General features: G+C 61.6%; 23 protein-coding genes. 17 read left to right on the top strand and 6 right to left on the bottom strand.

The window, feature by feature from the left end:
• The first annotated feature begins 416 nt into the window (after positions 1–416).
• Both QIW53_RS07165 and arfB read left to right on the top strand, forming a co-directional pair.
• Complete coding sequence (locus QIW53_RS07165) at positions 417–1,832, top strand: amino acid permease (protein WP_371048934.1); 1,416 nt, start codon at positions 417–419, stop codon at positions 1,830–1,832.
• 174 nt (positions 1,833–2,006) lie between these two features.
• Entirely contained in the window at positions 2,007–2,420 is a 414-nt protein-coding gene (arfB, locus tag QIW53_RS07160) for an alternative ribosome rescue aminoacyl-tRNA hydrolase ArfB (RefSeq protein WP_192302172.1), read from the top strand.
• Here the strand turns inward: arfB and QIW53_RS07155 are convergent.
• The 6 genes from QIW53_RS07155 to phhA form a co-directional block, all read right to left on the bottom strand.
• Positions 2,417–3,631, bottom strand: coding sequence for an MFS transporter (locus QIW53_RS07155; RefSeq protein WP_371048933.1), 1,215 nt, complete (start codon positions 3,629–3,631; stop codon positions 2,417–2,419). The genes arfB and QIW53_RS07155 overlap by 4 nt on opposite strands.
• A 103-nt stretch (positions 3,632–3,734) precedes the next feature.
• Positions 3,735–3,917, bottom strand: coding sequence for a hypothetical protein (locus QIW53_RS07150; RefSeq protein WP_371048932.1), 183 nt, complete (start codon positions 3,915–3,917; stop codon positions 3,735–3,737).
• Positions 3,918–3,990: 73 nt separating this feature from the next.
• Complete coding sequence (locus QIW53_RS07145) at positions 3,991–4,122, bottom strand: hypothetical protein (RefSeq protein WP_274610415.1); 132 nt, start codon at positions 4,120–4,122, stop codon at positions 3,991–3,993.
• Between the two features lie 319 nt (positions 4,123–4,441).
• Positions 4,442–5,635 carry an amino acid aminotransferase gene (locus tag QIW53_RS07140; RefSeq protein WP_371048931.1) on the bottom strand — a complete coding sequence of 398 codons (1,194 nt, stop codon included), beginning with the start codon at positions 5,633–5,635 and terminating at the stop codon, positions 4,442–4,444.
• Complete coding sequence (locus QIW53_RS07135; RefSeq protein WP_371048930.1) at positions 5,635–5,991, bottom strand: 4a-hydroxytetrahydrobiopterin dehydratase; 357 nt, start codon at positions 5,989–5,991, stop codon at positions 5,635–5,637. Before QIW53_RS07135 ends, QIW53_RS07140 begins: the two co-directional genes overlap by 1 nt.
• A gap of 104 nt (positions 5,992–6,095) precedes the next feature.
• Entirely contained in the window at positions 6,096–6,881 is a 786-nt protein-coding gene (gene phhA, locus QIW53_RS07130) for a phenylalanine 4-monooxygenase (RefSeq protein ID WP_371048929.1), read from the bottom strand.
• A 271-nt stretch (positions 6,882–7,152) separates the two neighbouring features.
• On the opposite strand from phhA, the gene QIW53_RS07125 reads away from it, so the two are divergent.
• The 15 genes from QIW53_RS07125 to QIW53_RS07055 all read left to right on the top strand — a co-directional run bounded on the left by QIW53_RS07125 (position 7,153) and on the right by QIW53_RS07055 (position 26,251).
• Complete coding sequence (locus QIW53_RS07125) at positions 7,153–8,712, top strand: sigma-54-dependent transcriptional regulator (RefSeq protein ID WP_371048928.1); 1,560 nt, start codon at positions 7,153–7,155, stop codon at positions 8,710–8,712.
• Between the two features lie 198 nt (positions 8,713–8,910).
• A complete protein-coding gene (locus tag QIW53_RS07120) occupies positions 8,911–9,612 on the top strand; it encodes a WbqC family protein (protein WP_371048927.1) in 702 nt (233 codons plus the stop codon).
• A 51-nt stretch (positions 9,613–9,663) separates the two neighbouring features.
• Positions 9,664–13,209: a glycosyltransferase gene (locus QIW53_RS07115; RefSeq protein ID WP_371048926.1), complete on the top strand. Its 3,546-nt coding sequence runs from the start codon at positions 9,664–9,666 to the stop codon at positions 13,207–13,209.
• 45 nt (positions 13,210–13,254) lie between these two features.
• Positions 13,255–13,983 (top strand): methyltransferase domain-containing protein, encoded by a 729-nt coding sequence (locus QIW53_RS07110; RefSeq protein WP_371048925.1) that lies wholly within the window; start codon positions 13,255–13,257, stop codon positions 13,981–13,983.
• Entirely contained in the window at positions 13,980–14,825 is an 846-nt protein-coding gene (locus QIW53_RS07105) for an NAD-dependent epimerase/dehydratase family protein (RefSeq protein WP_371048924.1), read from the top strand. The genes QIW53_RS07110 and QIW53_RS07105 overlap by 4 nt, the downstream gene beginning before the upstream one ends.
• Positions 14,825–15,802, top strand: a complete 978-nt coding sequence (locus QIW53_RS07100) for an ATP-grasp domain-containing protein (RefSeq protein ID WP_371048923.1) — start codon at positions 14,825–14,827, stop codon at positions 15,800–15,802. Before QIW53_RS07105 ends, QIW53_RS07100 begins: the two co-directional genes overlap by 1 nt.
• Positions 15,783–16,460, top strand: coding sequence for a metallophosphoesterase family protein (locus tag QIW53_RS07095; RefSeq protein ID WP_371048922.1), 678 nt, complete (start codon positions 15,783–15,785; stop codon positions 16,458–16,460). The genes QIW53_RS07100 and QIW53_RS07095 overlap by 20 nt, the downstream gene beginning before the upstream one ends.
• A gap of 49 nt (positions 16,461–16,509) precedes the next feature.
• Complete coding sequence (gene rffA, locus QIW53_RS07090) at positions 16,510–17,655, top strand: dTDP-4-amino-4,6-dideoxygalactose transaminase (protein ID WP_371048921.1); 1,146 nt, start codon at positions 16,510–16,512, stop codon at positions 17,653–17,655.
• A 191-nt stretch (positions 17,656–17,846) separates the two neighbouring features.
• A complete protein-coding gene (locus tag QIW53_RS07085; protein WP_371048920.1) occupies positions 17,847–18,587 on the top strand; it encodes a flagellar basal body rod protein FlgF in 741 nt (246 codons plus the stop codon).
• A gap of 45 nt (positions 18,588–18,632) precedes the next feature.
• Positions 18,633–19,418 (top strand): flagellar basal-body rod protein FlgG, encoded by a 786-nt coding sequence (gene flgG, locus QIW53_RS07080; protein ID WP_192302164.1) that lies wholly within the window; start codon positions 18,633–18,635, stop codon positions 19,416–19,418.
• Positions 19,419–19,470: 52 nt separating this feature from the next.
• Positions 19,471–20,166, top strand: coding sequence for a flagellar basal body L-ring protein FlgH (gene flgH / locus QIW53_RS07075; protein ID WP_201189760.1), 696 nt, complete (start codon positions 19,471–19,473; stop codon positions 20,164–20,166).
• 27 nt (positions 20,167–20,193) lie between these two features.
• Complete coding sequence (locus QIW53_RS07070; protein WP_371049079.1) at positions 20,194–21,282, top strand: flagellar basal body P-ring protein FlgI; 1,089 nt, start codon at positions 20,194–20,196, stop codon at positions 21,280–21,282.
• Positions 21,283–21,293: 11 nt separating this feature from the next.
• Positions 21,294–22,586 carry a flagellar assembly peptidoglycan hydrolase FlgJ gene (gene flgJ, locus QIW53_RS07065; protein WP_371048919.1) on the top strand — a complete coding sequence of 431 codons (1,293 nt, stop codon included), beginning with the start codon at positions 21,294–21,296 and terminating at the stop codon, positions 22,584–22,586.
• 25 nt (positions 22,587–22,611) lie between these two features.
• Complete coding sequence (gene flgK / locus QIW53_RS07060) at positions 22,612–24,690, top strand: flagellar hook-associated protein FlgK (RefSeq protein WP_371048918.1); 2,079 nt, start codon at positions 22,612–22,614, stop codon at positions 24,688–24,690.
• Between the two features lie 13 nt (positions 24,691–24,703).
• On the top strand, positions 24,704–26,251 hold the full coding sequence (locus QIW53_RS07055) for a flagellar hook-associated protein 3 (protein WP_371048917.1): 1,548 nt from the start codon (positions 24,704–24,706) through the stop codon (positions 26,249–26,251).
• Positions 26,252–26,269 lie beyond the last annotated feature (18 nt).

Below are 26,269 nucleotides of genomic sequence, written 5' to 3'. Positions count from 1 at the left end.
GAAAAACGCCAACCTTCGGGTTGGCGTTTTTTTGGGCCGCTCGGCTGGGGTGATTTGATGGTTTTTATGGCCCTATCGCGAGCAGGCTCGCTCCCACAAGGGACAGTGTTCACTGTGGGAGCGGGCTTGCCCGCGAAGGGGCCGGTGAGCACACCGCCAATATCGCTGAATCAGAATCAAGCCCGGACAATCCCCGCAACACTGCGTTGATCAGCCGGCGTCTGGCAGCAAGAGGCCAGGCGTGTACAATGCGCCCCGTTTTACCTGTGACCTCCTGCGCCGCTGCGCAACCCTCAAGGCTACCCGCTTTGTTCACTCCGCCACGTCACAAGCGTGTCGGGTTCGATTTCGTCACAGATAAAAACAAACAGGTGACGCATGACCGTTGTAAATACGCTGAACGTGGGACTCCATTCATGAGCGGGCAAACCTCGCAGTCAGGCGAGCTGAAACGCGGCCTGAAAAATCGTCATATTCAACTGATCGCCCTCGGTGGCGCGATCGGTACCGGCCTGTTCCTGGGCTCTGCCGGTGTCCTGAAATCCGCTGGCCCGTCGATGATCCTCGGCTATGCCATCTGTGGTTTCATCGCGTTCATGATCATGCGCCAGCTCGGCGAAATGATCGTCGAAGAACCGGTGGCCGGCTCCTTCAGCCACTTTGCCCACCAATACTGGGGTGGGTTCGCCGGGTTCCTGTCGGGCTGGAACTGCTGGATCCTGTACATCCTGGTGGGCATGTCGGAACTGACCGCTGTCGGCAAATACATCCATTACTGGGCGCCGGACATCCCGACCTGGGTCACGGCGGCCGGATTCTTCGTGCTGATCAACCTGATCAACCTGGCCAATGTGAAAATCTTCGGCGAAGCCGAGTTCTGGTTCGCCATCATCAAGGTCGTGGCGATCATCGGCATGATTGCCCTGGGCAGCTACCTGCTGGTCAGTGGCAACGGTGGCCCGCAAGCGTCGGTGAGCAACCTGTGGGCCCACGGTGGCTTCTTCCCCAATGGCGTCGGCGGCCTGGTGATGGCCATGGCGATCATCATGTTCTCCTTCGGCGGTCTGGAAATGCTCGGTTTCACCGCAGCCGAAGCGGACAAGCCGAGAACCGTGATCCCCAAGGCCATCAACCAGGTGATCTACCGGATCCTGATTTTCTACATCGGTGCCTTGGTGATCCTGCTCTCGCTGACGCCGTGGGACACCTTGTTGACCACGTTGAACGCTTCCGGCGATTCCTACAGCGGCAGCCCGTTCGTGCAGGTGTTCTCGATGCTTGGCAGCAACACCGCCGCGCACATCCTCAATTTCGTGGTCCTCACGGCGGCGCTGTCGGTGTACAACAGCGGCACGTACTGCAACAGCCGCATGCTCCTGGGCATGGCCGAGCAGGGTGATGCGCCCAAGGCTCTGGCGAAGATCGACAAGCGTGGTGTGCCGGTGCGTTCGATTCTGGCGTCGGCAGCGGTGACGCTGATTGCAGTGCTGCTGAACTACCTGATCCCGCAGAACGCCCTGGAGTTGCTGATGTCGCTGGTGGTGGCAACCCTGGTGATCAACTGGGCGATGATCAGCTTCTCGCACTTCAAGTTCCGTCAGCACATGGACAGAACCGGGCAGACGCCGCTGTTCAAGGCGCTGTGGTATCCCTACGGCAACTACATCTGCCTGGCCTTCGTGCTGTTCATCCTGGGCGTGATGCTGCTGATCCCGGGCATCCGCATCTCCGTGTATGCGATCCCGGTGTGGCTGGTGTTCATGTGGCTGTGCTACTGGGTCAAGAACAAGCGCAGTGTGCAGCGTGAGTTGGCTGGGGCTGGGTTGAAGTAATCATTCGGATGTAAACAGCTACCCTGTGGGAGCGGGCTTGCTCGCGAAGGCGGTGTGTCAGAGCAGAATTTACAGACTGACACACCGCCTTCGCGAGCAAGCCCGCTCCCACAGGGACCGCATTCACCCCATTTTTTCGCGGTATCCTGCTGGTTCCGACACGGACGCTTTGCCATGCTGGTGATTTCCAACAACGTGCACCTCCCGGACAGCGAGATCGAGTTGACGGCCATTCGCGCCCAGGGGGCGGGTGGGCAGAACGTCAACAAGGTCTCCAGCGCCGTGCACCTGCGCTTCGACATTCCGGCCTCGTCCCTGCCCGAGTTCTACAAGGAGCGATTGCTGGCCTTGCGCGACAGTCGCATCACCAGTGACGGCGTGTTGATCATCAAGGCCCAGCAATACCGCACGCAGGAAGCCAACCGCGCCGATGCGCTGGAGCGGCTGGCCGAATTGATCCTCAGTGCCACCAAGGTCGAAAAGAAACGCCGCCCGACCAAGCCGACCCTCGGCTCGAAAAAGCGCCGGCTCGAAACCAAGAGCAAGCGCGGCAGCATCAAGGCCGGTCGTGGCAAAGTCGACTTCTAGCGGGCCGATCGTTCTTCGCGGTGCTTTTCATCCAGTTGCCTCGGTACCTGCCGGTACAGGTAGACGCTGAGGATCAGTCCGCTCAACGCGGCGAGCGCGGCGAACAGGAAGATCGAGGCGAAGCCGAACCCGGCGGCAATCGCACCGGCCAGCGGGCCAGTGATGCCCAGCGACAGATCGATGAACAGCGAATAGGCACCCACCGCAGCACCACGACTTGAAGCGGGCACCAGGTTGACGGCCTCCACGCCCAGCGCCGGGAACACCAGCGAAAAACCGAAGCCGCTCAACGCTGCCCCCGCCAAGGCCCAATGGGCATCCGGCGCCAGCCACAACAGCAACAGACCCAGGGTTTCCACCGACAGGCAGGCAATCGCCACGCGAAAACCGCCAAGACGGTTGATCAGGTTGCCGAACAGCAGGCGCGCTCCGATGAAACTGGCACCGAACAGGCTCAGGCACAGCACCGCGTTATCCCAATGTTGCGTGGCGTAATACAGGGTAATGAAGGTGGCGATGGTGCCGAAACCGATCGAGCCCAGCGCCAGGCCGCAACCGTGGGGCAGCACGCGTCCCAGCACATGCATGAACGGCAAGCGTTCACCGGCCACGATGGGCGCAGCGGTTTTCGGCCAGGCCAGGGCCAGCCCGAGGATGGCCAGCAGCACAATGCTCACGCCCATGCTCCACAACCCCATCCGGCTGACCAGAAACACCCCCAGCGGCGCACCGACGGCCAGGGCGCCGTAACTGGCGATGCCGTTCCAGGAGATGACCTTGGCCGTGTTGGCCGCGCCGACCCGGCCAATGCCCCAGCCGATCGAACCGGAGCCCACCAGGCTTTCTGCACTGCCGAGCACCAGGCGACCGATCAACAGGCTGATCAGGCTGAGCATCGGCAGGCTCTGGGTCCAGGCTGATATCAGCATGAATACGCCGCTCAAACCGCAACCGGCCAGGCCATACATCACCGCAAGCTTGCTGCCCAGGCTGTCGATGATTTTGCCCGCGTAAGGGCGGCTGAGCAGGGTGGCCAGGTATTGCACGCTGATCACCAGGCCCGCGATCACCGCGCTGAAACCCAGTTCGCTGTGGACATAGCCCGGCAGCACGGCCAGGGGAATGCCGATATTGAGGTAGCCGATGAACGTGAACAGAACGATGGAAACGACTTGCAGCGTGACCGCCAGGGGGCGCTGGTTTTCAGACATGGGGTAAAGGTCCACGGGAAAGCAGGATAGATAGGCTGCTTATGATAGCGGCGCGAGCGGCGATCAGGCGTGGAAAAGTAAAACTATTTGCCGGGCGGGCGCGTCAGGGTTTTGCGGGTGCCACCAGCTGCGTGGTGACCAGTGCAGCCAGGGCATTTTCTTCGCTGCCGAAACGGGCGAGCAACGCGGCCTGTTTTTCCGGGGAGAGGCGGTTCCAGATATCGATCATTTTTTCGGCGGTGCCGATCAGAACGCTCGCTTGCTGTTCGTCGAATTCATCGGTCATGGGAGGGCTCAGGGTTCAGGCAGTGTGGAAAGCGCATGTTAGCGCTTTCCACACGGTCTGTACGGCGGGTGTTTCAGTCTTCGCTGTCAGCTGTTCGGCTGTCAGTGGCTTCTTTCGGCTCGGGCTGTTGGGCGCCGGCTTGTTGCGTGGTCGTCTGCTCAGGTTCGTGCAGGCTTGGGAAGGGGAGATTGGGAATCTCGTGCATAGTCGCGCTCCTCGCTAAGTCTGTTGATAGATCTGGTAGATCCGCGCTTTTGAAAAAGCCTGGGCAGGATACAGCAGGAGAAATGACAAATAGACTTTTATATCCGTTTGTTTCGACGGATGGGCTTGTCTAGACAGGTTTGTGTCTGTGGGCGCGGGCATGGTGCGGGTCTTCAGACAGCCCGCATTTTCGTTGAAGTCCATCGCTGGCAAGCCAGCTCCCACAGACTTTGCGTCAGTCAGAAATCTCGAATCCACCGAGATCACTGTGGGAGCTGGCTTGCCAGCGATGGCGGTGGATGAGCCAGCAGTGAGCCGATTTACTTGCAGACTTCGGCAATCGCCTCTGCCAGCGAGTCCAGGCGCGTCGCGTCGATTCCTGCCACGTTCGCCCGTCCCGTCCCGACCATGTACACGCTGTGACGGTCACGCAGCTGTCTGACCTGCTCCGGCGTCAATCCGGTGTAGGAAAACATCCCGCGTTGCACGCCGATGTGCGCAAAACGCTCGCGTAATCCATACGGCTCCAGGGCTTCGAGCAGCCCGCTGCGCAGTTGTGCGATGCGCAAGCGCATGGCTTCCACTTCATCGCTCCAGAGGCTTTTGAGTTCCGGGTCGCCGATGATCGTCGCCACCACGGCAGCGCCATGATCCGGCGGCGTCGACCACAGGTTGCGGGCGATGTTGGCCAGTTGGCTGCGGATGTCCAGCAGCTTGTCAGCAGCGCTGGCGCAGACGATCAACGCGCCGGTGCGGTCGCGGTAAAGGCCGAAGTTCTTCGAGCAGGAACTGGTGATCAGCACTTCCGGCAACTGCGCGGCAAACAGCCGGGTCGACCAGGCGTCCTGTTCCAGGCCATCGCCAAAGCCCTGGTAGGCGAAGTCGATCAGCGGCAGCAGTTGGCGGTCGCGCACCACCTCCAGCACACGGCGCCAGTCCTCGTGGGTGAGGTCGAAGCCGGTCGGGTTATGGCAGCAGGCATGCAGCAACACCACATCGCCGATGGGCGCTGTCTTCAATACCGCCAGCATCGCCTCCACGTCGAGACGGTTATCGCTGCCGACATAGGGGTAGTGTTTCACCGTGACCCCGGCCGTGGCGAAGATGGTTTCGTGAATCGGCCAGGTCGGGTTGCTCAGCCACACGCCGCGACCGGGCAGGCACTGGGCGATGAAGTCCGCACTCAGGCGCAACGCGCCGGTGCCGCCCGGTGTCTGGGTGGCGCCAACCTGTTGTTCGGCGATCAGCGACGAGTCGGCGCCCAGCACCAGCTCATTGATGGCTTTGCCGAACGCCGGCTCGCCATGTCCGCCGATGTAGGTCTTGGTGTTCTGGCGATCCACCAGGCGCTGCTCGGCGAGTTTTACCGACGCCAGGATCGGCGTCAGCCCATGGGCATCCTTGTAGACACCGACGCCAAGGTCGAACTTGCGCGGGTTCGGGTCCTGCGCGTAGGCCTCCATCAGGCCCAGGATCGGGTCGCCGGGTACTCGACCAATGGCGTCGAAATGCATTATTTACGGCCCTCGGCATTCTTGGCCACGTCGTCGGTGCGCGCTGCCATGATGAAATCGTTGCGGTGCAGGCCCTTGATCGAGTGGCTCCACCAGGTCACGGTCACCTTGCCCCATTCGGTCAGCAGGCCCGGGTGATGACCTTCGGCTTCGGAGATTTCACCGACCGCGTTGGTGAACGCCAGGGCGTGTTTGAAGTTCTTGAACAGATAGACCTTTTCCAGCTGCATGATGCCGTCGCGAACTTCGATGTTCCAGTCGGGGATCTGCTTGATCAGCACCGGCAGTTCTTCGTCGCTGACCTGTGGAGCGTCGGCGCGGCAGGCTTCGCAGTGGGCTTGGTTCAAAGTGGACATGATGTGTTCCTGAATTCGAATGATTGAAAATCTGCCGTCAGTGACGCCACGCTAAACCATGGCGACAGTTCCGGACAGGTTCACGTGTGACTGAAAGTGGCGTATCACGCAGCTTTCGGCGGAAATTTCGGCGCGTGCAGGCCCAACCGCATGCCCTGCCTGACCATGCCCATGATGTCTTCGTGGGCGAGGTCGAACAGGCGCTTGAGGTTGGGCAGGACAAAGTACAGGGGTTGCAGGATGTCGATGCGGTAGGGCGTGCGCATGCATTCCAGCGGATCGAAGGCCTGGTGTTCGGGCTCGTCCGACAGGCAGTAAACGGTTTCCCTGGGCGAGGAGAGAATGCCGCCGCCGTAGATGCGCAGGCCTTGGGGTGTGTCCATCAGGCCGAACTCGATGGTCATCCAGTACAGGCGCGCCAGGTACACGCGTTCTTCCTTGGTCGCCTGCAGGCCAAGTTTGCCGTAGGTGTGGGTGAATTCGGCAAACCACGGGTTGGTCAGCAACGGGCAGTGGCCAAAAATCTCGTGGAAAATGTCCGGCTCTTGCAGGTAATCCAGTTCTTCGCGGGTGCGAATGAAGGTGGCCACCGGAAACTGCTTGCTGGCCAGCAGTTCGAAGAAGGTCTGGAAGGGAATCAGCGCAGGGACGCGGGCCACCTGCCAGCCGGTGGTTTCACCGAGGACTTTGTTGATTTCACCGAGCTGCGGAATGCGGTCGTGGGGCAGGCCGAGTTTTTCGATGCCGTCCAGGTACTCCTGGCACGCACGGCCCTCGATCACTTTCAATTGGCGGGTGATCAGCGTATTCCACACCGCGTGTTCTTCGGCGGGGTAGTCGATAAAACCTTGCGCATCGGGCTCGCGGGCCACGTATTGCGTCTGCTTCATGCTGTTCTCCTGCTGGGGATTCGCTCTTGTTATGAGCTTAGAAGTAGCGCATTTGTTTCGTGATTGGAGTGGGAGAGCCTGCTCGATAGTCGGTCTTGTCTCGCCTGTTTCGTAAAGTTTTCGTTACGTCTCTTGGTTTTCAGCGATATTGCTGGATTTCCTGAGTGTCAAACAGCCCGCAGGTGTCACATAATCTTTACGACTGTTTGGCTGCCTGTGAAAAAAGTGCTTTCACGGTTTCCTGATCCTGCTCGCTTTTTCGGGTTCTTTTATGCGTATCAAAGTCCACTGCCAGAACCGCATCGGCATCCTGCGCGACATCCTCAATCTGCTGGTGGAGTACGGCGTCAACGTGGCTCGCGGGGAAGTCGGTGGCGAGCACGGCAACGCGATCTACCTGCACTGTCCGAACCTGGTGAACCTGCAGTTCCAGGCACTGCGTCCGAAATTCGAGTCGATAGCCGGTGTCTTCGGCGTCAAGCGTGTCGGGCTGATGCCCAGCGAGCGTCGGCACATGGAGCTCAATGCCTTGTTGGGGGCCCTGGAGTTCCCGGTGCTGTCGATCGACATGGGCGGCTCGATCGTCGCGGCCAACCGCGCCGCCGCACAGTTGCTCGGGGTGCGCGTGGACGAGGTGCCGGGGATTCCCTTGTCGCGCTATGCCGAGGACTTCGACTTGCCGGCGCTGGTGCGCGCCAACCCGTCACGGATCAACGGGCTGCGGGTCAAGGTCAGGGGTGATGTGTTTCTGGCGGACATCGCGCCGCTGCAATCGGAGCATGACGACAGCGAAGCCATGGCCGGTGCCGTGTTGACGCTGCACCGCGCCGACCGGGTGGGCGAGCGCATCTACAACGTGCGCAAGCAGGAGTTGCGGGGGTTTGACAGCATCTTCCAGAGTTCGAAGGTGATGGCGGCGGTGGTGCGTGAAGCCCGGCGCATGGCACCGCTGGATGCGCCGCTGTTGATCGAGGGTGAAACCGGCACCGGCAAAGAGTTGCTGGCCCGCGCCTGCCACCTGGCCAGCCCGCGTGGGCAATCGCCGTTGATGGCGCTCAATTGCGCGGGGCTGCCGGAGTCGATGGCCGAAACCGAGTTGTTCGGCTACGGACCGGGTGCGTTTGAAGGGGCGCGGGCAGAAGGCAAACTCGGTCTGCTGGAATTGACGGCCGGCGGTACGTTGTTTCTCGACGGGGTCGCGGAAATGAGCCCGCGCCTGCAGGTGAAACTGCTGCGCTTCCTGCAGGATGGCTGCTTTCGGCGTGTCGGCAGCGATGAAGAGGTTTACCTGGATGTGCGGGTGATCTGCGCGACCCAGGTCGATCTGTCGGAGCTGTGCGCGCGCGGCGAATTTCGCCAGGACCTGTATCACCGCTTGAACGTGCTGTCGTTGCACATCCCGCCCCTGCGCGAATGCCTCGACGGCTTGCCGCCACTGGTGGAGCATTTCCTCGACCAGGCCAGCCGGCAGATCGGTTGCCCGCTGCCGAAACTGGCGCCGGCGGCGATGGAGCGACTCAGCCATTACCACTGGCCGGGCAATGTCCGGCAGCTGGAAAACGTGTTGTTTCAGGCGGTTTCGCTGTGCGAGGGCGGGACGGTCAAGGCCGAGCACATTCGCCTGCCGGATTACGGCGTGCGTCAGCCGCTTGGCGATTTCTCGCTCGAGGGCGGGCTGGACGCCATCGTCGGGCGCTTTGAAAAAGCGGTGCTGGAGCGTCTATATGCCGAACACCCGAGCAGTCGGCAGTTGGGCAAGCGGCTGGGGGTTTCGCATACGACCATTGCCAACAAGTTGCGCGGGTATGAGGTGGGCAAGGCTGAAACTTAGCGCTCACTGCTTGGGCAGTGCCGGCCCTCTGGCGGACAAGCCACTCCCACAGTGATTGCCGTGCCTTGGGCTGCCCGTGCAGGCAGTGGGGGTGGTATGGGATTTGCTATATCGGGGCTAGTCCCCGCTATTCCATGTTCGGTGGCGATATTTTGACAGGGCACCGCCCCGGTTTCCGCTGCCTGCATGAGGTTCAGGATGCAAAAGAAAATTGCTGTGGTGCAGTCGAACTATATCCCCTGGAAGGGCTATTTCGATCTGATTCGCAGCGTCGATGCATTCGTCCTGTATGACGATGTTCAGTACACCCGCAGTGACTGGCGCAACCGCAACAAGATCAAGACGGCGCAGGGTGAGCACTGGCTGAGTATCCCGGTTAAAAAGAAGGGGCTCCTGGGTCAGTTGATCAACGAGGTGCAGGTCAGCGATCCGGGGTGGGCTTCAGCGCACTGGAAGACCATCGAACAGAGTTACCGGCGCGCACCGTGCTTCACCCAGATGGAGGCGCCGATTCGCGCGCTCTACGAGCAGGCTGCCGACCTGACCCACCTGAGCGCCATCAACCATCTGTTTATCGCGGGGCTGTGTCCACTGCTGGGCATTCATACACCGCTCTACCGGTCGGAGGAGCTGGGCGGTGTGGAGGGCAGGAATGAGCGTCTGATCCACCTGTGTCACGCGCTCGGTGCGGACCAATACCTCTCGGGGCCAGCGGCCAGTCACTACCTCGACGAAGCGGCGTTCGCCGACCACGGCATCACGGTCTCGTACATGAGTTATGCCGGTTACCCCGAATACCCCCAGGTGTATGGCGATTTCCAGCATGCGCTCAGTGTGATCGACCTGCTGTTCAATACCGGCGCGCACGCACCGGATTTTCTGAAGAAAGGGGCTGCCTGAGAGGGCTTGGTCAGTCACCCTTGTTTGATTTGATTCTGGAGATTGCACCTGATGTCGGACCTGGCGCAGCTAGACGTTCATTCGCTCGAACAGGCATTGGCGCGCCTGAAACTGATGTATGCCAAGCCCGAGCATCCTTATTATTTCCTCGCGCCTGCCTACCGTGAGACCTCGTCGGGTGTCGTCACGCTCCATTATCTGTGCCACATGCTCAACCTCAGCGGGCGCGAGGCGTACATCTGCGGCACCGAGGGGGTCAATCCCGACCTCAAGACGCCATTGCTCACCTCGACCATTTCCCAGCGCCATGTGGCAGCGGGCAAGGTGCCGATTGCCGTCTACCCCGAAGTCATTCCGGGCAATCCGCTCAACTGTGCGGTGGTGTCGCGTTTTCTCCTGAACTTCGAGGCATTCCTCTCCGGAAAAGGCATGGATGCCGCCGCCACCGACTTGATCTTCTATTACGCCGCCCGACTCGCCGAGCACCGGGGGGACCCCGACGGTGATCTGTTGTGCGTGCCGGCCATCGATGTCGAAATGTTTTCTCCGCCAGCCCCTGGAACGCTGCGCAAGGGTGCGTTCCTGTACCAGAACCGGCACCCCTTGGCGAAGATCGACTATTCGCAACTGCCGGCGGATATTCAACTGCTGAGCATGGCCAATCCCCTGACCCTGCCTGAGCTGGCCGAGCTGCTGCGCAATGCGCAAGTGATGTACAGCTACGAGTGGTCGATGACGTGCGTGATGGCAGTGCTGTGCGGATGCCCGGTGATCTTCATGCCCGGACACGGCATTGATCAGCAAGTGCTCGACACCAGTTTCTTCGGCAGTACCGGCTTTGCCATGTTCGATCAGCCGCAGCCTCTGGAGATTGCCCGGGCAACACTGGGTGACGGCCTGCATCGTTATGTCGAGCGTACAGCGTCGTTCTGGGAGCAGTTGGACAGTTTTATCGCCAAGACCCAGGCGGCGGCCGCACGCGAGGCAGTGGGCAACGGCCTGGGAATGCTCGACTGGTTGCGCCAACGCTATCCGCTGCCACCCCAATTGCGCCTGATCAACGAGCGGTTGGCCAGCCCGGCAGCGCCGAGCTTCGCCGTCCTGGTACGCGATGTCGGCGATCAGTTGGCGCTGGCGCGCACGCTGGACAGCCTGGATGAGCAGTTGTACCCGCACGTTCAAGTGTGCGTCCTGGGAGGCACTGATCCGGGACGTGCCCGCGTTCAGTGGCTGGCCTGCGATCCGGGGCAGCCGGTGGCCGTGATCAATGGCTTTCTCGAGGGCAGCCAGAGCGATTGGTTGATGCTGGTCGAGGCGGGAGAGACGTTCATCGCCCCGGGCCTTCTGATGACGGCTGTGAATATGCTCGAGGCGCCGGACAGCTGCCTCGCCGTGTTCGCCGACGAGGCGTTGCGTGCAGGGGGCGGCGCAGTCGACCTCTCATTGCGCCCCGATCTGAATCTGGATTTGCTCCTGGCGTTCCCGACCGGTCTGTCCCGTCACTGGTTGTATCGTCGCGACGCACTGCTGAGCCTGCGCGGATTTGACGCCTTCACGGGTAGTGCTTTTGAACTCGCTTATCAGTTGCGCCTGATCGGCGAACAAGGCGTGGCGAGCATTGGCCATGTCAGCGAACCGCTGTTGGTTGCCAACGAAGTGCGTCAGTCGCCATGCGCAGATGAGCGCGCGGTGATCGAGGCGCACCTTCAGGGGCGTGGTTATGTTCGGGCGCGAGCGATGCCGCTGGAAAACCAACCGGGCCGTTACCGCATCGATTACGGTCATGATCGGCAGACCTCGGTCAGTATCCTGGTTTATCTGGAAGGCCAGTTGGCCAATTTCCAGCGTTGTCTCGAGAGCCTGCTGACGCAGACGCACGCCGTGGACCACGAGATTCTGCTGATCGAGCCAGGCTGCGACGACCCTGCCTTGCTGGAGTGGCTGGGCCTGATCGAGCAGATGGGTGGAAACCACATCCAGGTGTTGCGTTTCATGCCGGGCCAACCCCGTGCGGCGATGTGCAATGCTGCGGCGCAGGAAGCGCGCGGCGAGTATCTGGTCTGGCTCGACGCGCATGGCGCCGTGCTCAATCCCGATTGGTTGCAGGCGTTGCTCAACCACGCCCAGCGTTCGGAAGTGGGGGCGGTGGGCGGCAAGTTGCAGGACAGCCACGATCGCATCCGCCAGGCAGGCCTTGTGCTGGGCTTGGGCGGCACGGTGGGTCGAGCTTTCGAGGGGGTGTCAGCTCAGGCGGCAGGTTACATGGGGCGGCTGGGGCTGGAGCAGAACTGTTCCGCAATTGGCGCCGAATGCCTGATGCTGCGGCGGGCGCTTTTCCTTGAAGCGGACGGCTTCGACACCGATCCGTTGCTGGCACCCTGGGCCGATGTCGACCTGTGCCTACGGTTGCAACAGGCCGGTTACCTCAACACCTGGACGCCCCATGCGCGCCTGTTGCTGGACCCTGCGCCACGGGCGTCGGCCAGCAGCGAGCAGGAGGATGCGTTGTACGCCCGCTGGTTGCCGCAGTTGGCCCGTGACCCGTCCTACAATACCAACCTCTCGCTGCGGGCTGGCGAGGGCTTCGTGCTGGAAAACATTGACCTGATCTGGCAAACGCCGCCAGGCAGCGTGCCAAGGGTGTTGGCCTGTGTCACCGACCAGCAGGCTGAGGGACATTCGCGTCTGACTCAACCACTCAAAGCATTGCTCGAAGCGGGGGAGGTCGAAGGCGCGGCTGTTTCCAGCTGGCTGTCGCCCGTTGAGGTCGAGCGCCTGGCACCGACGAGCGTGGTGTTGCAGCGCCCTTTGGATGACGCCGGGCTGACGGCGCTGCGACGCCTGCGGGCGTTCTCCAATGCGTTCATTGTCTACGACCTGGACGGTTATCTGCCCCATATGGAATTGCAGGGTCATTACTCTGCCGATGAGTTGCTCGAGCGCCTGCGCTTCGGAATGCAGCAGGCCGATCGGGTGCTGGTGGGCACGACAGCGCTGGCCGAGTTGCTGCAGGGTGAGCACGACGACATTCGCGTGGTGGAAAGCCTGCTGCCGGCGGCCTGGGGGCGCGTGCAAAGCCAGCGGGGCAAGGGGGCCAAACCGCGCCTGGGCTGGTTGGGTGGCAAGGATTCGCAATTGCTGGCCGATGTGCTGCCAGCGTTGGCGGGCGAAGTGGAATGGGTCGTGCTCGGTGACTGCCCTGAGTCCATGCAACCTTTTTTGACAGAGCTGCATCCGGCAGTCGAGCAGCGCCAACTGGCCGTGGCCTTGGCTGCGTTGAATCTTGACCTGGCGCTGGTGCCGATGGAAGAGACTCTGAACAATGCCTGTTCCCCTGACCTGCGTGTGCTGCAGCACGCGGCCTGCGGCCATCCAGTCATTTGCAGCCGAGTCCAGGGGTTCGTCGGGGGCGAGGTCTTGCCGCTTTCGCGGGTGAGCAACCAGGCGCAAGACTGGATCCGGGCGATCCGCCTGCATCTGGAGGATCGTGGCGCCTCCGCGACGCTGGGGGACGCGCTGCAATCGACCGTGCGTGCCCAGTGGTTGCTCGAAGGCGAGCGCCTGCACGCCTGGCGTCGGGCCTGGTTGGCCGATTGATGGTTTTCGAAAATTACCTTGGCCGCTCAGTGGAGTGCCTGTGACATGAGCAACGAGCTTGATACCTTCATCGCAGCCTACAGCGACAGCTTTGGCTATGCGTATGACAACAACATCATTCTGAACTGGTATCCCCGGCGCATCATGGCGCTCTGCACCGAGCAGCAAAGCCTGCTGGAGCTCGGTATCGGCCATGGTTTCAGTACCCACCGGTTCTCGCAGTTCTTCGCTGAGCACACGGTCATCGATGGGTCCGCCTCGGTGATCGAGCAGTTCAAGGCTCAGTACCCGGACAATACCGCCGACATCGTCGAGAGTTATTTCGAGACGTTCGACACCGACAAGCGTTTTGATCTCATCGTGATGGGTTTTGTCCTTGAGCATGTCGATGATCCACAGGCCGTCCTGCAAAAGTTCAAGCGCTACCTTGCGCCGGGTGGTCGTTGTTTTGTGCTGGTGCCCAATGGCGAGTCCCTGCATCGGCGGTTCGGGCATGCTGCCGGGCTGCTCGAGGACACGATGGCGCTGGGGCAGGGTGATCTGGAACTGGGTCATGTACGCAGCTACTCGCTGCAATCCCTGACCGCTGAGCTGGAAGCGGCCGGCTATCAGGTGGAGCGCAAGGAGGGCGTGTTTCTCAAGCCGTTCACCACCGGGCAGTTGAAAGCCTTGGATCTGAGTGCCGACATCGTTTCAGCCATGTGCGCCGTGGGTATCGATTATCCGGAGCTCAGTTGCGCCATGATGCTCGAAGCGACCGTCGCCCCGTCATGAAAAGCCTGGTCATTGGAAGTACCTCGGTCATTGGCAAGGCGGTGGCTCGTGAGTTGTCGCGCCATGGCCAGGTCAAGCTGGCGGGGCGGCGGGATGCTGACGTGGCGTTCGATTTGAGCAGCCAGGAGCCCGTCACTGTCGACGAGCGCTTCGACGTGGTGGTGCTGGCCGCTGCCGATTTTGGCGGTGGGCAGCCCGACGACCTGGTCCGCGCGGAGCTGGTGAACAGCGTGGGTACACTGGCCGCCTGCCGCCTGGCCGAACAATGCGGGGCGCGTCATTTCATTCTGCTGTCATCGCATTCGGCGTGTTATCAGGCGACCGACCCTTACTTCGGCATCTACGCGCTTTCCAAGCGCCATGCCGAAGAAGTGGCGAGCCTGTATTGCCAGCAGCGGGGCATGACGTTGACCGTGCTGCGCCTCAGTCAGGTCTACGACAGCCAAGGGCAGTGCAGAACCCATCAGCCCTTGTTGTATGCCATCGCCGACAGGGCGCAGGCCGGGCAAACCGTCGAGCTGTATGGCAGCAACGACGCCAGCCGCAACTACCTCCATCTGAGTGATCTTGCCGAGATCTGCGCGCGGCTGGCAGACCAGTCCATTCATGGCTTTTACAACTGCGGGCATGCCGAAACCCCCCGTCTCTCCGAAATCGCCCAGGCGGCGTTCGATGCATTCGGCAAGCCGCTGGATGTCCGCTTCCTGGCGGAAAAAAAAGACATTCCCGATCTGCCGCCCTTTGACGTTGCCCATGAATTGTTCGAGCGCATCGGGTTCGCTCCGCAGATAGGCATACGCCGGGGCTTCGAACTGATGAGAGCACACCGGGAGAATCAGTGATGAAAACCGTCATGGTGACTGGCGTAGGCGCCATCATGGGCTACGGCCTGCTCAAATCGTTGCGTGCGGCCGACCCCTCTCTTCGTCTGGTCGGCACCGATATCTACGATGACGCTGTCGGTCGGGGCTGGAGTGATGCCTTCGAGCAGGCGCCCTTGACCTCTGCAGCGGAGTACGGCCAATGGCTGGGCGAGACGCTGGTCCGGCACAAGGTCGACCTGCTGATTCCCGGGATTGAACAGGATATTCATTGGCTGTCGGATAACCGGGCGTTGCTGGCGACCTTGGACTGCCAGGTCGTGCTCAACAACCAGCAGTTGATCGAGCTTTCCCGGGACAAGTGGGCGATGGATCAGGCCTTGGTGGCGCTGGGGGATCCGAGCCGAATTCCCAGCCTGCTGTCGGGGGATTTCCACGCGCTCAAGGCGGCGCTGGGCCTGCCGTTTTTGCTCAAGCCGCGCAGAAGCTACGCGTCCAAGGGGCTGGTCTGGGTTCGCGAGGAGTCTGACTTTACCCCCCATGCGGCGTTGTTGGGCGAGTATCTGATGGCGCAACCGATCATTGGCAGCGCTGCTGATGAGTTCACCGTGGCCGCATTCGGCGATGGCCAAGGCGATGCCGGTCCGACCATCACCTTCCGACGCCGTCTGGCCTCCGACGGTTCCACTGCCAAGGCCTGGGTGGAGCAGCATGACTCACTGGATCAGACGGTCGTCAGGCTGTGCCGTGCCTTCAAGCCGGCCGGGCCCACCAACTTGCAGTTCCGGCGTGGCCATGACGGTACCTGGAGCCTGCTGGAGATCAACCCGCGCATCTCCTCGACCAGCTCGATCCGTCGTGCCTTCGGCTACAACGAGGCCGCCATGTGCCTGGATCATTACCTCGACGGCAAGACGCTGGTCCAGCCCGCCATTCGCAGCGGTTTCGCCGTTCGTTTTATAGAGGACTTCATTGTCTATGATCGGGATCATTTCTGACGTTCACGGCAATTACAGTGCCCTGCGGACGGTGCTGGCCAGGCTCGATCAGCTGGGTGTGTCGCGGATCATCTGCCTGGGCGATACGGCCGGCTATTACAGCCAGGTCAACGAGTGCTGCGAAGCCTTGCGCGAACGCAATGTCTTTTCCGTGATGGGTAACCACGACTGGTATCTGGCCAGGCATGAGCGCTGCCCTCGTTCCAACAGCGCCAACGCCTGCCTGGATTATCAGCAGGGCGTCATCACTGCACAGAACCTGGCATGGCTGGGGTCGCTTGCCGAGCGCTCGATCCAGGAAGGTGTGAGCATCGTGCATGGCGGCTGGAATGATCCGCTGGAGGAATACCTGCGGCCATCGTCAGAGTATTTCATGCCCTTGGATGGCCGATTTTTCGCCTCCGGCCATACCCATGTCCAGTGCTTGTGGAGTGGCGAAGACGCGCTCTACTGCAACCCCGGCTCCGTCGGTCAGCCACGTGATGGCGACCCTCGGGCGGGTTTCGCGACCTGGGACGGTGAATCGTTCGAGTTGCATCGGCTTGACTACGATATCGGTGACACCCAACGGGCGATGAAGAAGGCCGGTTTTACGCCGTATTTCTATGAAAATCTTGATAAAGGCACTCAGATCGGTGGGCGGATCAGCACGCTTTGAAGCCTGTGCTGCGTACCACTGACTATCACGCCCACCAGGGAAGTTCGCAATGAGCAACGAAACGATATTCTTCAACCGGCCGCACATGACCGGCCGGGAGCTGGATTACATCGCCCAGGCCAAGTTCGGCAACATGCTGGCCGGTGATGGACCCTTCACCAAGCATTGCCATCGCTGGCTGGAGCAGCAGACGGGGTGCAACAAGGCCTTGCTCACCCACTCCTGCACGGCGGCCCTGGAGATGGCGGCGCTGCTGCTGGACATCCAGCCCGGTGACGAAGTGATTCTGCCTTCATTCACCTTTGTCTCCACGGCCAATGCCTTCGTGCTGCGCGGTGCGGTGCCGGTCTTCGTCGACATACGTCCCGATACGCTGAACCTCGATGAGCGTCTGATCGAGGCGGCGATCACCCCTCGGACCCGGGCGATCGTGCCGGTTCATTACGCAGGGGTGGCCTGTGAGATGGACACCATCCTGGCCATTGCCCGCAAGCATGGGCTGGCGGTGGTCGAAGACGCCGCACAGGGTGTGATGTCGACCTACAAGGGCCGGGCCCTGGGCAGTATCGGTGACCTTGGCGCATTCAGCTTTCACGAAACCAAGAACGTGATTTCGGGGGAGGGCGGGGCGTTGCTCGTCAATGATCCTGAGCTGGCATTGCGGGCCGAGATCATCCGCGAAAAGGGTACCGATCGCAGTCGATTCTTCAGGGGTGAAGTCGACAAGTACACCTGGCAGGAAGTGGGCTCCTCGTTCCTCCCCGGTGAATTGATTGCAGCCTTCCTCTGGGCGCAACTGGAAGAGGCGCAATCGATCACTGCTAGCCGACTGGCAATCTGGGAGCACTACCACGCTGCGTTGGCGGAGTTCGAGGAGCGAGGGTTGCTGCGTCGCCCCGTGGTTCCTGAAAACTGCCAGCACAACGCACACATGTATTACGTACTCCTGGCGCCTGGCATCGATCGCCAGTGGGTTCTCCAGGAACTCAAGAAGCACGTGATCTATGCGGTGTTCCATTACGTGCCGCTGCATTCTTCGCCCGCCGGGCTACGTTTTGGCCGCGTGCAGGGCTCGATGGAAGTGACGGATGGATATTCCGAGCGACTGCTGCGTCTGCCCCTGTGGCTCGGCTTGACCGGGGCGCAACAGGATCAGGTGGTCAGTGTGCTGGGCGACGCGCTGGCAAGGGCCTGACGGGACTTGCCACTAACCGGCATGACACCGCCGGTTTTTCGTCTTCCAGACAGTGCCTCGTCGCCCATTGATCCTCGCACACCCTTTGTTTACCGGGCTCAGCCCCGCCAGAAAAAAGTTGGTCTGCAAATTGCTTGGTGCTCAGCCATACAGCAGTGGGCGGCAAACGTCCGGCATGCAGAGGAAAGAGTGTGGACAAGTACCTTTATGTGGCAATGACCGGCGCCAGCCAGAATGCTCTGGCGCAGAAGGCTCATGCGAACAACCTGGCGAACATCTCCACCAACGGTTTCCAGCGGGACCTGGAGCAGGCGCGTTCGATGCCGGTGTTCGGCGACAGCTTTCCGGCGCGTGCGTTTGCCATGTCGGAACGTCCGGCCACCGACTTCTCCGCGGGTTCGCTGGTGCAGACCGGTCGCGACCTCGACGTCGCAGTGCAGGGCAATGGCTGGCTCGCGGTGCAATCCCCCGATGGCGGTGAAAGCTACGTGCGCACCGGCAGCCTGAACATCGATGCGCTGGGTGTGTTGCGTGCCGGCAACGGCATGCCGGTGCTGGGCAATGGCGGGCCGATCTCCGTGCCGCCGGAGCAGCAGGTTGAAATCGGCGAGGACGGCACCGTCAGCATTCGTGCGATGGGCGAAGGTCCTCGGGTCATGGCCGAGGTCGACCGCATCAAGCTGGTCAATCCGGATTTCAAGAACATGACCAAAGGCCTGGACGGTTCCATTCACACCAAGGACGGTCAGCCGGCGCAAGCCGATGCCAACGTCAAGCTGGTGTCCGGGTTCCTGGAGTCGAGCAACGTCAACGCCGTGGAAGAAATGACCTCGGTGCTGGCGCTGGCCAAGCAGTTCGAGCTGCACGTCAAAATGATGAACACCGCCAAAGAAGACGACCAGGCCATGGCTCGGGTCTTGCAGATCAGCTAATTATCAGAACGTCGCGCCGTAAAACAGGCGCACGAGGAGAATCGAATGCTTCCGGCTCTATGGGTTGCCAAAACAGGTCTGTCCGCCCAGGACACCAACCTGACCACCATTTCCAACAACCTGGCGAACGTCTCGACCACGGGTTTCAAACGTGATCGCGCCGAGTTCCAGGACCTGCTCTATCAGATCAAGCGCCAGCCAGGCGCCCAGTCGACCCAGGACAGCGAGCTGCCGTCGGGTCTGCAACTGGGTACCGGTGTGCGGATCGTCGGCACCCAGAAAAACTTCAACGCCGGCAGCCTGCAAACCACCGAGCAGCCGCTGGACATGGCCATCGACGGTCGTGGTTTCTTCCAGATCCTGCAACCGGACGGCACCACGTCCTACACCCGTGACGGCACCTTCCACCTGGACTCCAACGGCCAGATCGTCAACGCGAGCGGCTTCGCGCTGGAGCCGGCCATCGTGATCCCGAACGACGCCCAGACCTTCACGGTCGGTCGCGACGGCACCGTGTCCATCACCGTCGCCGGCAACCCTGCCGCCCAGGTGATCGGCAACCTGCAGACCGCCGACTTCATCAACCCGGCCGGCCTGCAAGCCGTGGGCAATAACCTGTTCCTGGAAACCGCCGCCAGCGGCGCGCCGCAAGTCGGCACACCTGGCCTGGCCGGCTTCGGCACCACGCTGCAGAACACCCTGGAAACCTCCAACGTCAGCACCGTTGAAGAGATGGTCAACATGATCACCACTCAGCGTGCCTACGAGATGAACTCCAAGGTGATCTCCACTGCCGACCAGATGCTCTCGTTCGTAACGCAGAATCTGTAATCAAGTCTATGAGGCGGCCATGAGGTCGCCTGCAACACCGTGAGGTAGGGTCATGAATCGCTTTGTATCTGTCCTGGCATTGAGTGGGGTCACCGCTTTGGCGGGGTGCGTCGCTCCGACGCCCAAGCCCAATGATCCCTACTATGCCCCGGTGTTGCCGCGTACGCCGTTGCCGGCTGCCGCGAACAACGGCTCGATCTATCAGGCCGGGTTCGAGCAGAACCTGTACAGCGACCGCAAGGCGTTTCGGGTCGGTGACATCATCACCATCACCCTGAACGAGCGCACCCAGGCGAGCAAGAACGCCAACTCGCAGATCGGCAAGAACAGTGACACCAGTGTGGGGCTGACCTCGTTGTTCGGCTCCAGCCTGACCACCAATAACCCGATCGGCAGCAACGACCTGAGTTTGAATGCCGGCTACAGCGCCGACCGCGCCACCAAGGGTGACAGCAAGTCCGGGCAGAGCAACAGCCTGACCGGCTCCATCACCGTCACCGTCGCGGACGTGCTGCCCAATGGCATCATCGCCGTGCGTGGCGAGAAGTGGCTGACGCTCAATACCGGCGATGAGCTGGTACGGATCGCCGGCATGGTTCGCGCCGATGACATCGCCACCGACAACACGGTGTCGTCGACCCGCGTGGCCGATGCGCGCATCACCTATTCGGGTACCGGTGCCTTTGCCGATGCGAGTCAGCCAGGCTGGTTCGACCGTTTCTTCCTCAGCCCGCTGTTCCCTTTCTAGGTGGCTACGTTGAATCTTAAACACCTGATGGTGGCCGCCCTGTTGCTGTCTTCCGCTTTCAGCGCTCAAGCCGAGCGCCTGAAGGATATCGCCAGCATCTCCGGCGTGCGTTCCAACCAGTTGATCGGCTACGGCCTGGTGGTTGGGCTCAACGGCACCGGTGACCAGACCACCCAGACGCCGTTTACCCTGCAGACCTTCAACAACATGCTCTCGCAGTTCGGCATCAAGGTGCCACCGGGGTCGGGCAACGTGCAATTGAAGAACGTCGCGGCGGTGTCGGTCAGCGCCGATCTGCCGGCCTTTGCCAAGCCCGGCCAGCAGGTGGATATCACGGTTTCCTCGATCGGCAACTCCAAGAGCCTGCGTGGCGGCACCTTGTTGCTGACCCCGCTCAAGGGCATCGACGGCAACGTCTATGCGGTCGCTCAGGGCAACCTGGTGGTCGGCGGTTTTGATGCCGAAGGTCGCGACGGTTCGAAGATCACCGTCAACGTTCCGTCGGCCGGCCGCATCCCGGGCGGTGCATCGGTAGAGCGTTCGGTGCCGAGCGGTTTCAACCAGGGCAACAGCCTGACCCTGAACCTCAACCGTTCGGATTTCACCACGGCCAAGCGCATCGTCGACAAGATCAACGACATGCTCGGCCCGGGCGTTGCCCAGGCCATCGACGGCGGTTCGATTCGGGTCAGCGCGCCGCTGGATCCGAGCCAGCGCGTCGACTACCTGTCGATCCTGGAAAACCTCGAAATCGATCCGGGCCAGGCGGTGGCGAAAGTCATCATCAACTCGCGCACCGGTACCATCGTGATCGGCCAGAACGTCAAGGTTTCCCCGGCCGCCGTGACCCACGGCAGCCTGACCGTGACCATCACCGAAGACCCGATCGTCAGCCAGCCCGGGCCTCTGTCCAATGGCCAGACGGCGGTCGTGCCGCGCTCGCGGGTCAACGCCCAGCAGGAAGCCAAGCCGATGTTCAAGTTCGGTCCGGGGACCACGCTCGACGAGATCGTGCGTGCAGTGAACCAGGTCGGCGCAGCGCCAGGTGACTTGATGGCCATCCTCGAAGCACTGAAGCAGGCTGGCGCATTGCAAGCCGACCTGATCGTGATCTGAGGACAGCGACCATGGACATGTACAAGAGTGGTCTGGTCAGCAGCAGCGATTCGGGTTCCTACTCGGACCTCAATCGCCTGAACCAGCTCAAGGTCGGCGACAAGAACAGTGACGCCAACCTGCGCAAGGTCGCGCAGGAATTCGAGTCGCTGTTCCTGGGTGAAATGCTCAAGTCGATGCGCAAAGCGACCGACACCCTGGGCGAGGGCAACCCGCTCAACACGCCGGCGGCCAAGCAGTACCAGGAAATGTACGACCAGCAACTGGCTGTTTCCATGTCACGCGAAGGCGGCGGTATCGGCCTGGCGGACGTGCTGATGCGCCAGATGCAGAAGAACAAGCCATTGGCACCGGGCGAAGCGGAAGCGGCATCGGCCGCCAAGCAGGCGGCGGCAAAAGCGGCGGTGGAAACACCGGTTGCCGCCGGGACCCTGGGAGCCAACGGGCCGTTGTCGCGGGTCAACGGCGAGCGTCCATTGTGGGCCTCGCGTTCGGTGCACGCACCACAGTCGGCGGGCGAGGGCGGGCATCGCAATGACATGGCGCTGATCAATCAGCGGCGCCTGGCGTTGCCGCCGAAGCTGGCCGATCGTTTGCTGGCGGGTCTTGTTCCTTCGGCGACGGCCCCGGCATCGGTGGCGCCGACCGGCAACACGCAACTGCCTGATCGCACCGCGCTCACCGGTTCAGGTCCGCTGTTCAATGGCGACTGGCTGGCGAACGCACAGGCCGCCGCCAACGGTGGCCTGCAGATCCACGGCCGGGCCATGGCGCAGATCCCCCTGGCGCCGGCGAAGAAAGCCTTCAGCTCCGCTGATGAATTCGTCAACACCATGCTGCCGATGGCCAAGGAAGCGGCCGATCGCATTGGTGTCGATCCGCGCTACCTCGTGGCTCAGGCCGCGCTGGAAACCGGTTGGGGTAAATCGGTCATGCGTGCCCAGGATGGCAGCAGCAGCCACAACCTGTTCGGCATCAAGGCCAGCAGTAACTGGACGGGCAATTCGGCGCGGGCAATCACCAGCGAATTCAGGAATGGCGCGATGGTCAAGGAGACGGCCGAGTTCCGTTCCTACGATTCCTACAAGGACAGCTTTCATGACCTTGTGACCTTGCTGCAAACCAATAATCGCTATCAAGAAGTCGTGAAGTCGGCCGATAACCCGGAACAGTTTGTACGCGAGTTGCAAAAGGCCGGTTACGCAACCGACCCCGACTACGCAAGCAAGATTTCGCAGATAGCCAAGCAGATGACGAGTTACCAGAACTACGCTGCGGCGGGCGCTTCCACCACGCCTTTATAAGGGCACAAGGATTAAGGTCTGAACCATGAGTTTGCTCAATATCGGGATGTCGGGACTGGCCGCTGGTCAATCCTCATTGATGACAACCGGCAATAACATTGCCAACGTCGACACCGCCGGGTACTCGCGCCAGCAAACAGTGCAAGGCACCAAGGCCTCGCAGCAGTTCGGCAACGTATGGATCGGCACCGGCACCACGCTGGCCGATGTACGTCGGGTCTACAACAGCTACCTCGATGCACAGTTGCAGACCACCACTTCGCTCAACAGTGACTCGGCTGCCTACCTGGGCCAGGTGACGCCGCTGGACAAGCTGCTGTCGGACAGCGGCACCGGCCTGAACGGCGCCCTGACCAAGTTCTTCGCCTCGGTGCAGAACGTCAACGCCAAGCCGGGTGACGATGCGTCGCGCCAGTTGCTGCTCAGCGATGCGCAGGCCTTGAGCAACCGCTTCAACTCGATGTCCACGCAGTTGAATCAGCAGAACGCCACGATCAACGGCAACCTGACGAACATGGCTGACCAGGTCAACAAGCTGGCCGCCACCGTGGCCCAGTTGAACCAGCGCATCTCGGAAATTTCCAGTGCCGGCGGCATGCCCAACGAGCTGCTCGACGCCCGTAACGAAACCGTTCGCCAACTGTCGACCTTTACCGGTGCGCAAGTGGTGGAGCGCGAAGGCAGCCTCGATATCTACCTGGGCAGCGGCCAGCCGTTGGTCATGGGCAACACCGCCAGCAAACTGGAAATGGTCCCGAGCAAGGACGATCCGGGTCGTCTGGGGATTCAGCTCAATCGTGGTTCGAGCACCATCGACATCACCTCGATCATGACCGGTGGCGAGATCGGCGGTCTGCTGCGCTATCGCAGCACCGTGCTGGACCCGGCCATGAACGAACTGGGTCGCGTGGCCCTGGTCGTCGCCGATCAGATGAACAGCCTGCAAGCCCAGGGCATCGACAAGAACGGTGACTTCGGTTCGAACCTGTTCAACAGCATCAACAGCGCTGCGCAAATGTCTCAGCGCAGCGTCGCGGCCCTCGGCAACAATGCCGGCAGTGGCAATTTCGACGTCACGATCGAAGACACCGGCAAGCTGACCATCAACGATTACAAGGTGACCTTCACCAGCGCCACCGACTACACCGTCCAGCGTCTGCCGGACAACACGCCGATGGGCAGCTTCAGCACCACGACGACGCCACCTCCGGTGATCGACGGTTTCTCCTTGAACCTGAAGGGCGGCACGCCGGCTCCAGGCAACACCGCGACCGCCGGCGACACCTTCAAGATCACCCCGACCCGCAACGCGGCGACGAACATCAAGACCGAGATGACCGACTCCAAGCGTCTGGCCATCGCGGCCCCGCTGGGCGCGGCCATCGGCGCCGGCAACAGTGGCACCCTGACGATTCCGGCCAGCGGCCAGCCGACGCTGACCACCAAGTTCGACATCTACGACACGGCGACCGCCACGGCGATGCAGAACGGCCTGAAGTACTCCACGCCGACCAAGGTGGTGTTTGGTGACGTGTCGGCCGACGGCACCAGCCAGACTTACCAGTTCCTGGATGCCAATGGCGGTGTGATCAGCAGCGGCACCATCAAGCCGAACGAGAACAACACGCTCAACCTGACCATCCCGCTCAAGGATGCCACGGGCGCGCCGATCCCGCCGCCGCCTGCGACCCAGTACACCGCGACCTTCGAAATGACCGTCGCCGGCTCGCCGACGTCGGGCGCCTCGATCAACGTCTCGCTCAGCCAGCCAGGTTCCCTGGACAACCGCAACGGCACGGCGCTGGCCGGCCTGCAAACCGCGCAGACCGTGGACACCGGCTCCGCCAGCAAGGGCATCTCCCTGACCGACGCCTACGGCAAGCTGGTCGAAGGTGTCGGTTCCAAGGCCGCCCAGGGCAAGCTCGACAGCGCCGCCACCGAAGCCATTCTGGCCAACGCCAAGGGGGCTCGCGACTCGCTGTCGGGTGTCGACCTCGATGAAGAGACCGGCAACCTGGTCAAATATCAGCAGTACTACACCGCGTCCTCGCAGATCATCAAGGCTGCGCAGGAAATCTTCAGCACACTGATCAACAGCCTTTAAGGAGTCGTAGTCCATGCGCATTTCTACCGCCCAGTTTTACGAGACCACGGCTGCCAACTATCAGAAGAACTTCTCCAACGTGGTCAAGAGCAGCGAAGAGGCCAGCAGCCTCGTGCGCGTCAACACCGCCGCCGATGATCCGGTCGGCGCTTCCCGCCTGCTGCAATTGGGTCAGCAGGCTTCGATGCTCGATCAGTATGCGGCCAATACCAACACCATCAAGGCGACCCTGGGGCAGGCCGAGTCGGTGCTGGACAGCATCAACAACGTGCTGCAACGCGCCAAGGAACTGGCCATTGGCGCCAACAACGCCGGCTACACCGACGCCGACCGTCAGGCCAACGCCTCGGAACTGGGCCAGATCGAAGAGCAGCTGTTGAGCCTGATGAACACCAAGGACGAGAACGGCAAGTACATCTTTGCCGGCTCCAAGGGCGATGTGGCGCCGTTCAGCCGTAACTCTGACGGCACCTACTCCTACAACGGCGACCAGTCGACGCTGAACCTGCCGGTGGGCGACAACATGTCGATGGCCACCAACAGCACCGGTTGGGAGCTGTTCCAGCAGGCGATCAACACCGCTCGCACCCAGGTCACCGGTTCGATGAATGACGGCCTGGTAACCCTGTCCAACGGGCAAGTGACCTCGAATGTAACGTACAACAGCAAGTTTCGCGGTGGCGAGCCGTATCAGATTTCGTTCGTCAGCGGTACGCAGTTGCTGATCAGGGACAACCTGGGCAACGACGTGACCAACGAAGCCACTCAGGGCGGTGTGATCACCACGGGCAAGAACCAGAGCATCAGCTTTCGCGGTATCGACCTGTCCCTGAACTTCAACGACCCGGCGGCTCCATTGGCCGGTCGTACGTTCACCCTGGAAGCCAAGCCGGATACCTTCAACGTCGCGCGCGGCCCGGGCAACCCAAGCTCGGTGCAGACGACCGGTACCCGCATTACCGATCCGGTTGCCTACCACGCCAGCTTCCCGAGTGGCTCGGCGGTGCTCAAGTTCACCAGCGACACCACCTTCGACCTGTACGCGGCACCTATCACCGCCGACAGCCGTCCGGTTTCCAGCGGCACCATGGTCGGCAACACTGCGACCGCCTCCGGCGTGGAGTTCACGCTGGACAACACCGCCGGCAATCCCTTGCAGAACGGTGACCAGTTCAACGTGGCGGTCAACACCCACGAGACCCAGAACATCCTGGACACCGTGAGCCAGCTCAAGACTGCGCTGAACACGCCGACCACGGGTAACGCTGTTGCCCTGCAGAAACAACAGGCGGCCATGACCGCAGGCATGGCCAACCTCGCCAGCGGCATTGACCAGGTGTCCGCCGGCCTGAGCTCGATTGGTGGTCGTGGCTCGGCGCTGGATATTCAGAGCGATTCCAACCAGGCGCTGGTGTTGGCGAATGCCCAGACCCAATCGGTGATCCGTGACTCGGACCCGGCCGAAGTGATGACCCGCCTGACCCTGCAGCAAACCATGCTGCAAGCTTCCCAGCTGGCGTTCAGCAAAATTGCCCAGTTGGGCCTGTTCAACAAAGTCTGATCCAGAGCAGGGGTCGCA

It is taken from the genome of Pseudomonas fluorescens, assembly GCF_041354075.1.
Classification (GTDB): Bacteria; Pseudomonadota; Gammaproteobacteria; order Pseudomonadales; family Pseudomonadaceae; genus Aquipseudomonas; species Aquipseudomonas fluorescens_CE.
Note: the sequence above shows the minus strand (reverse complement) of the source record. Positions and strands in the feature narration are given on the sequence as shown.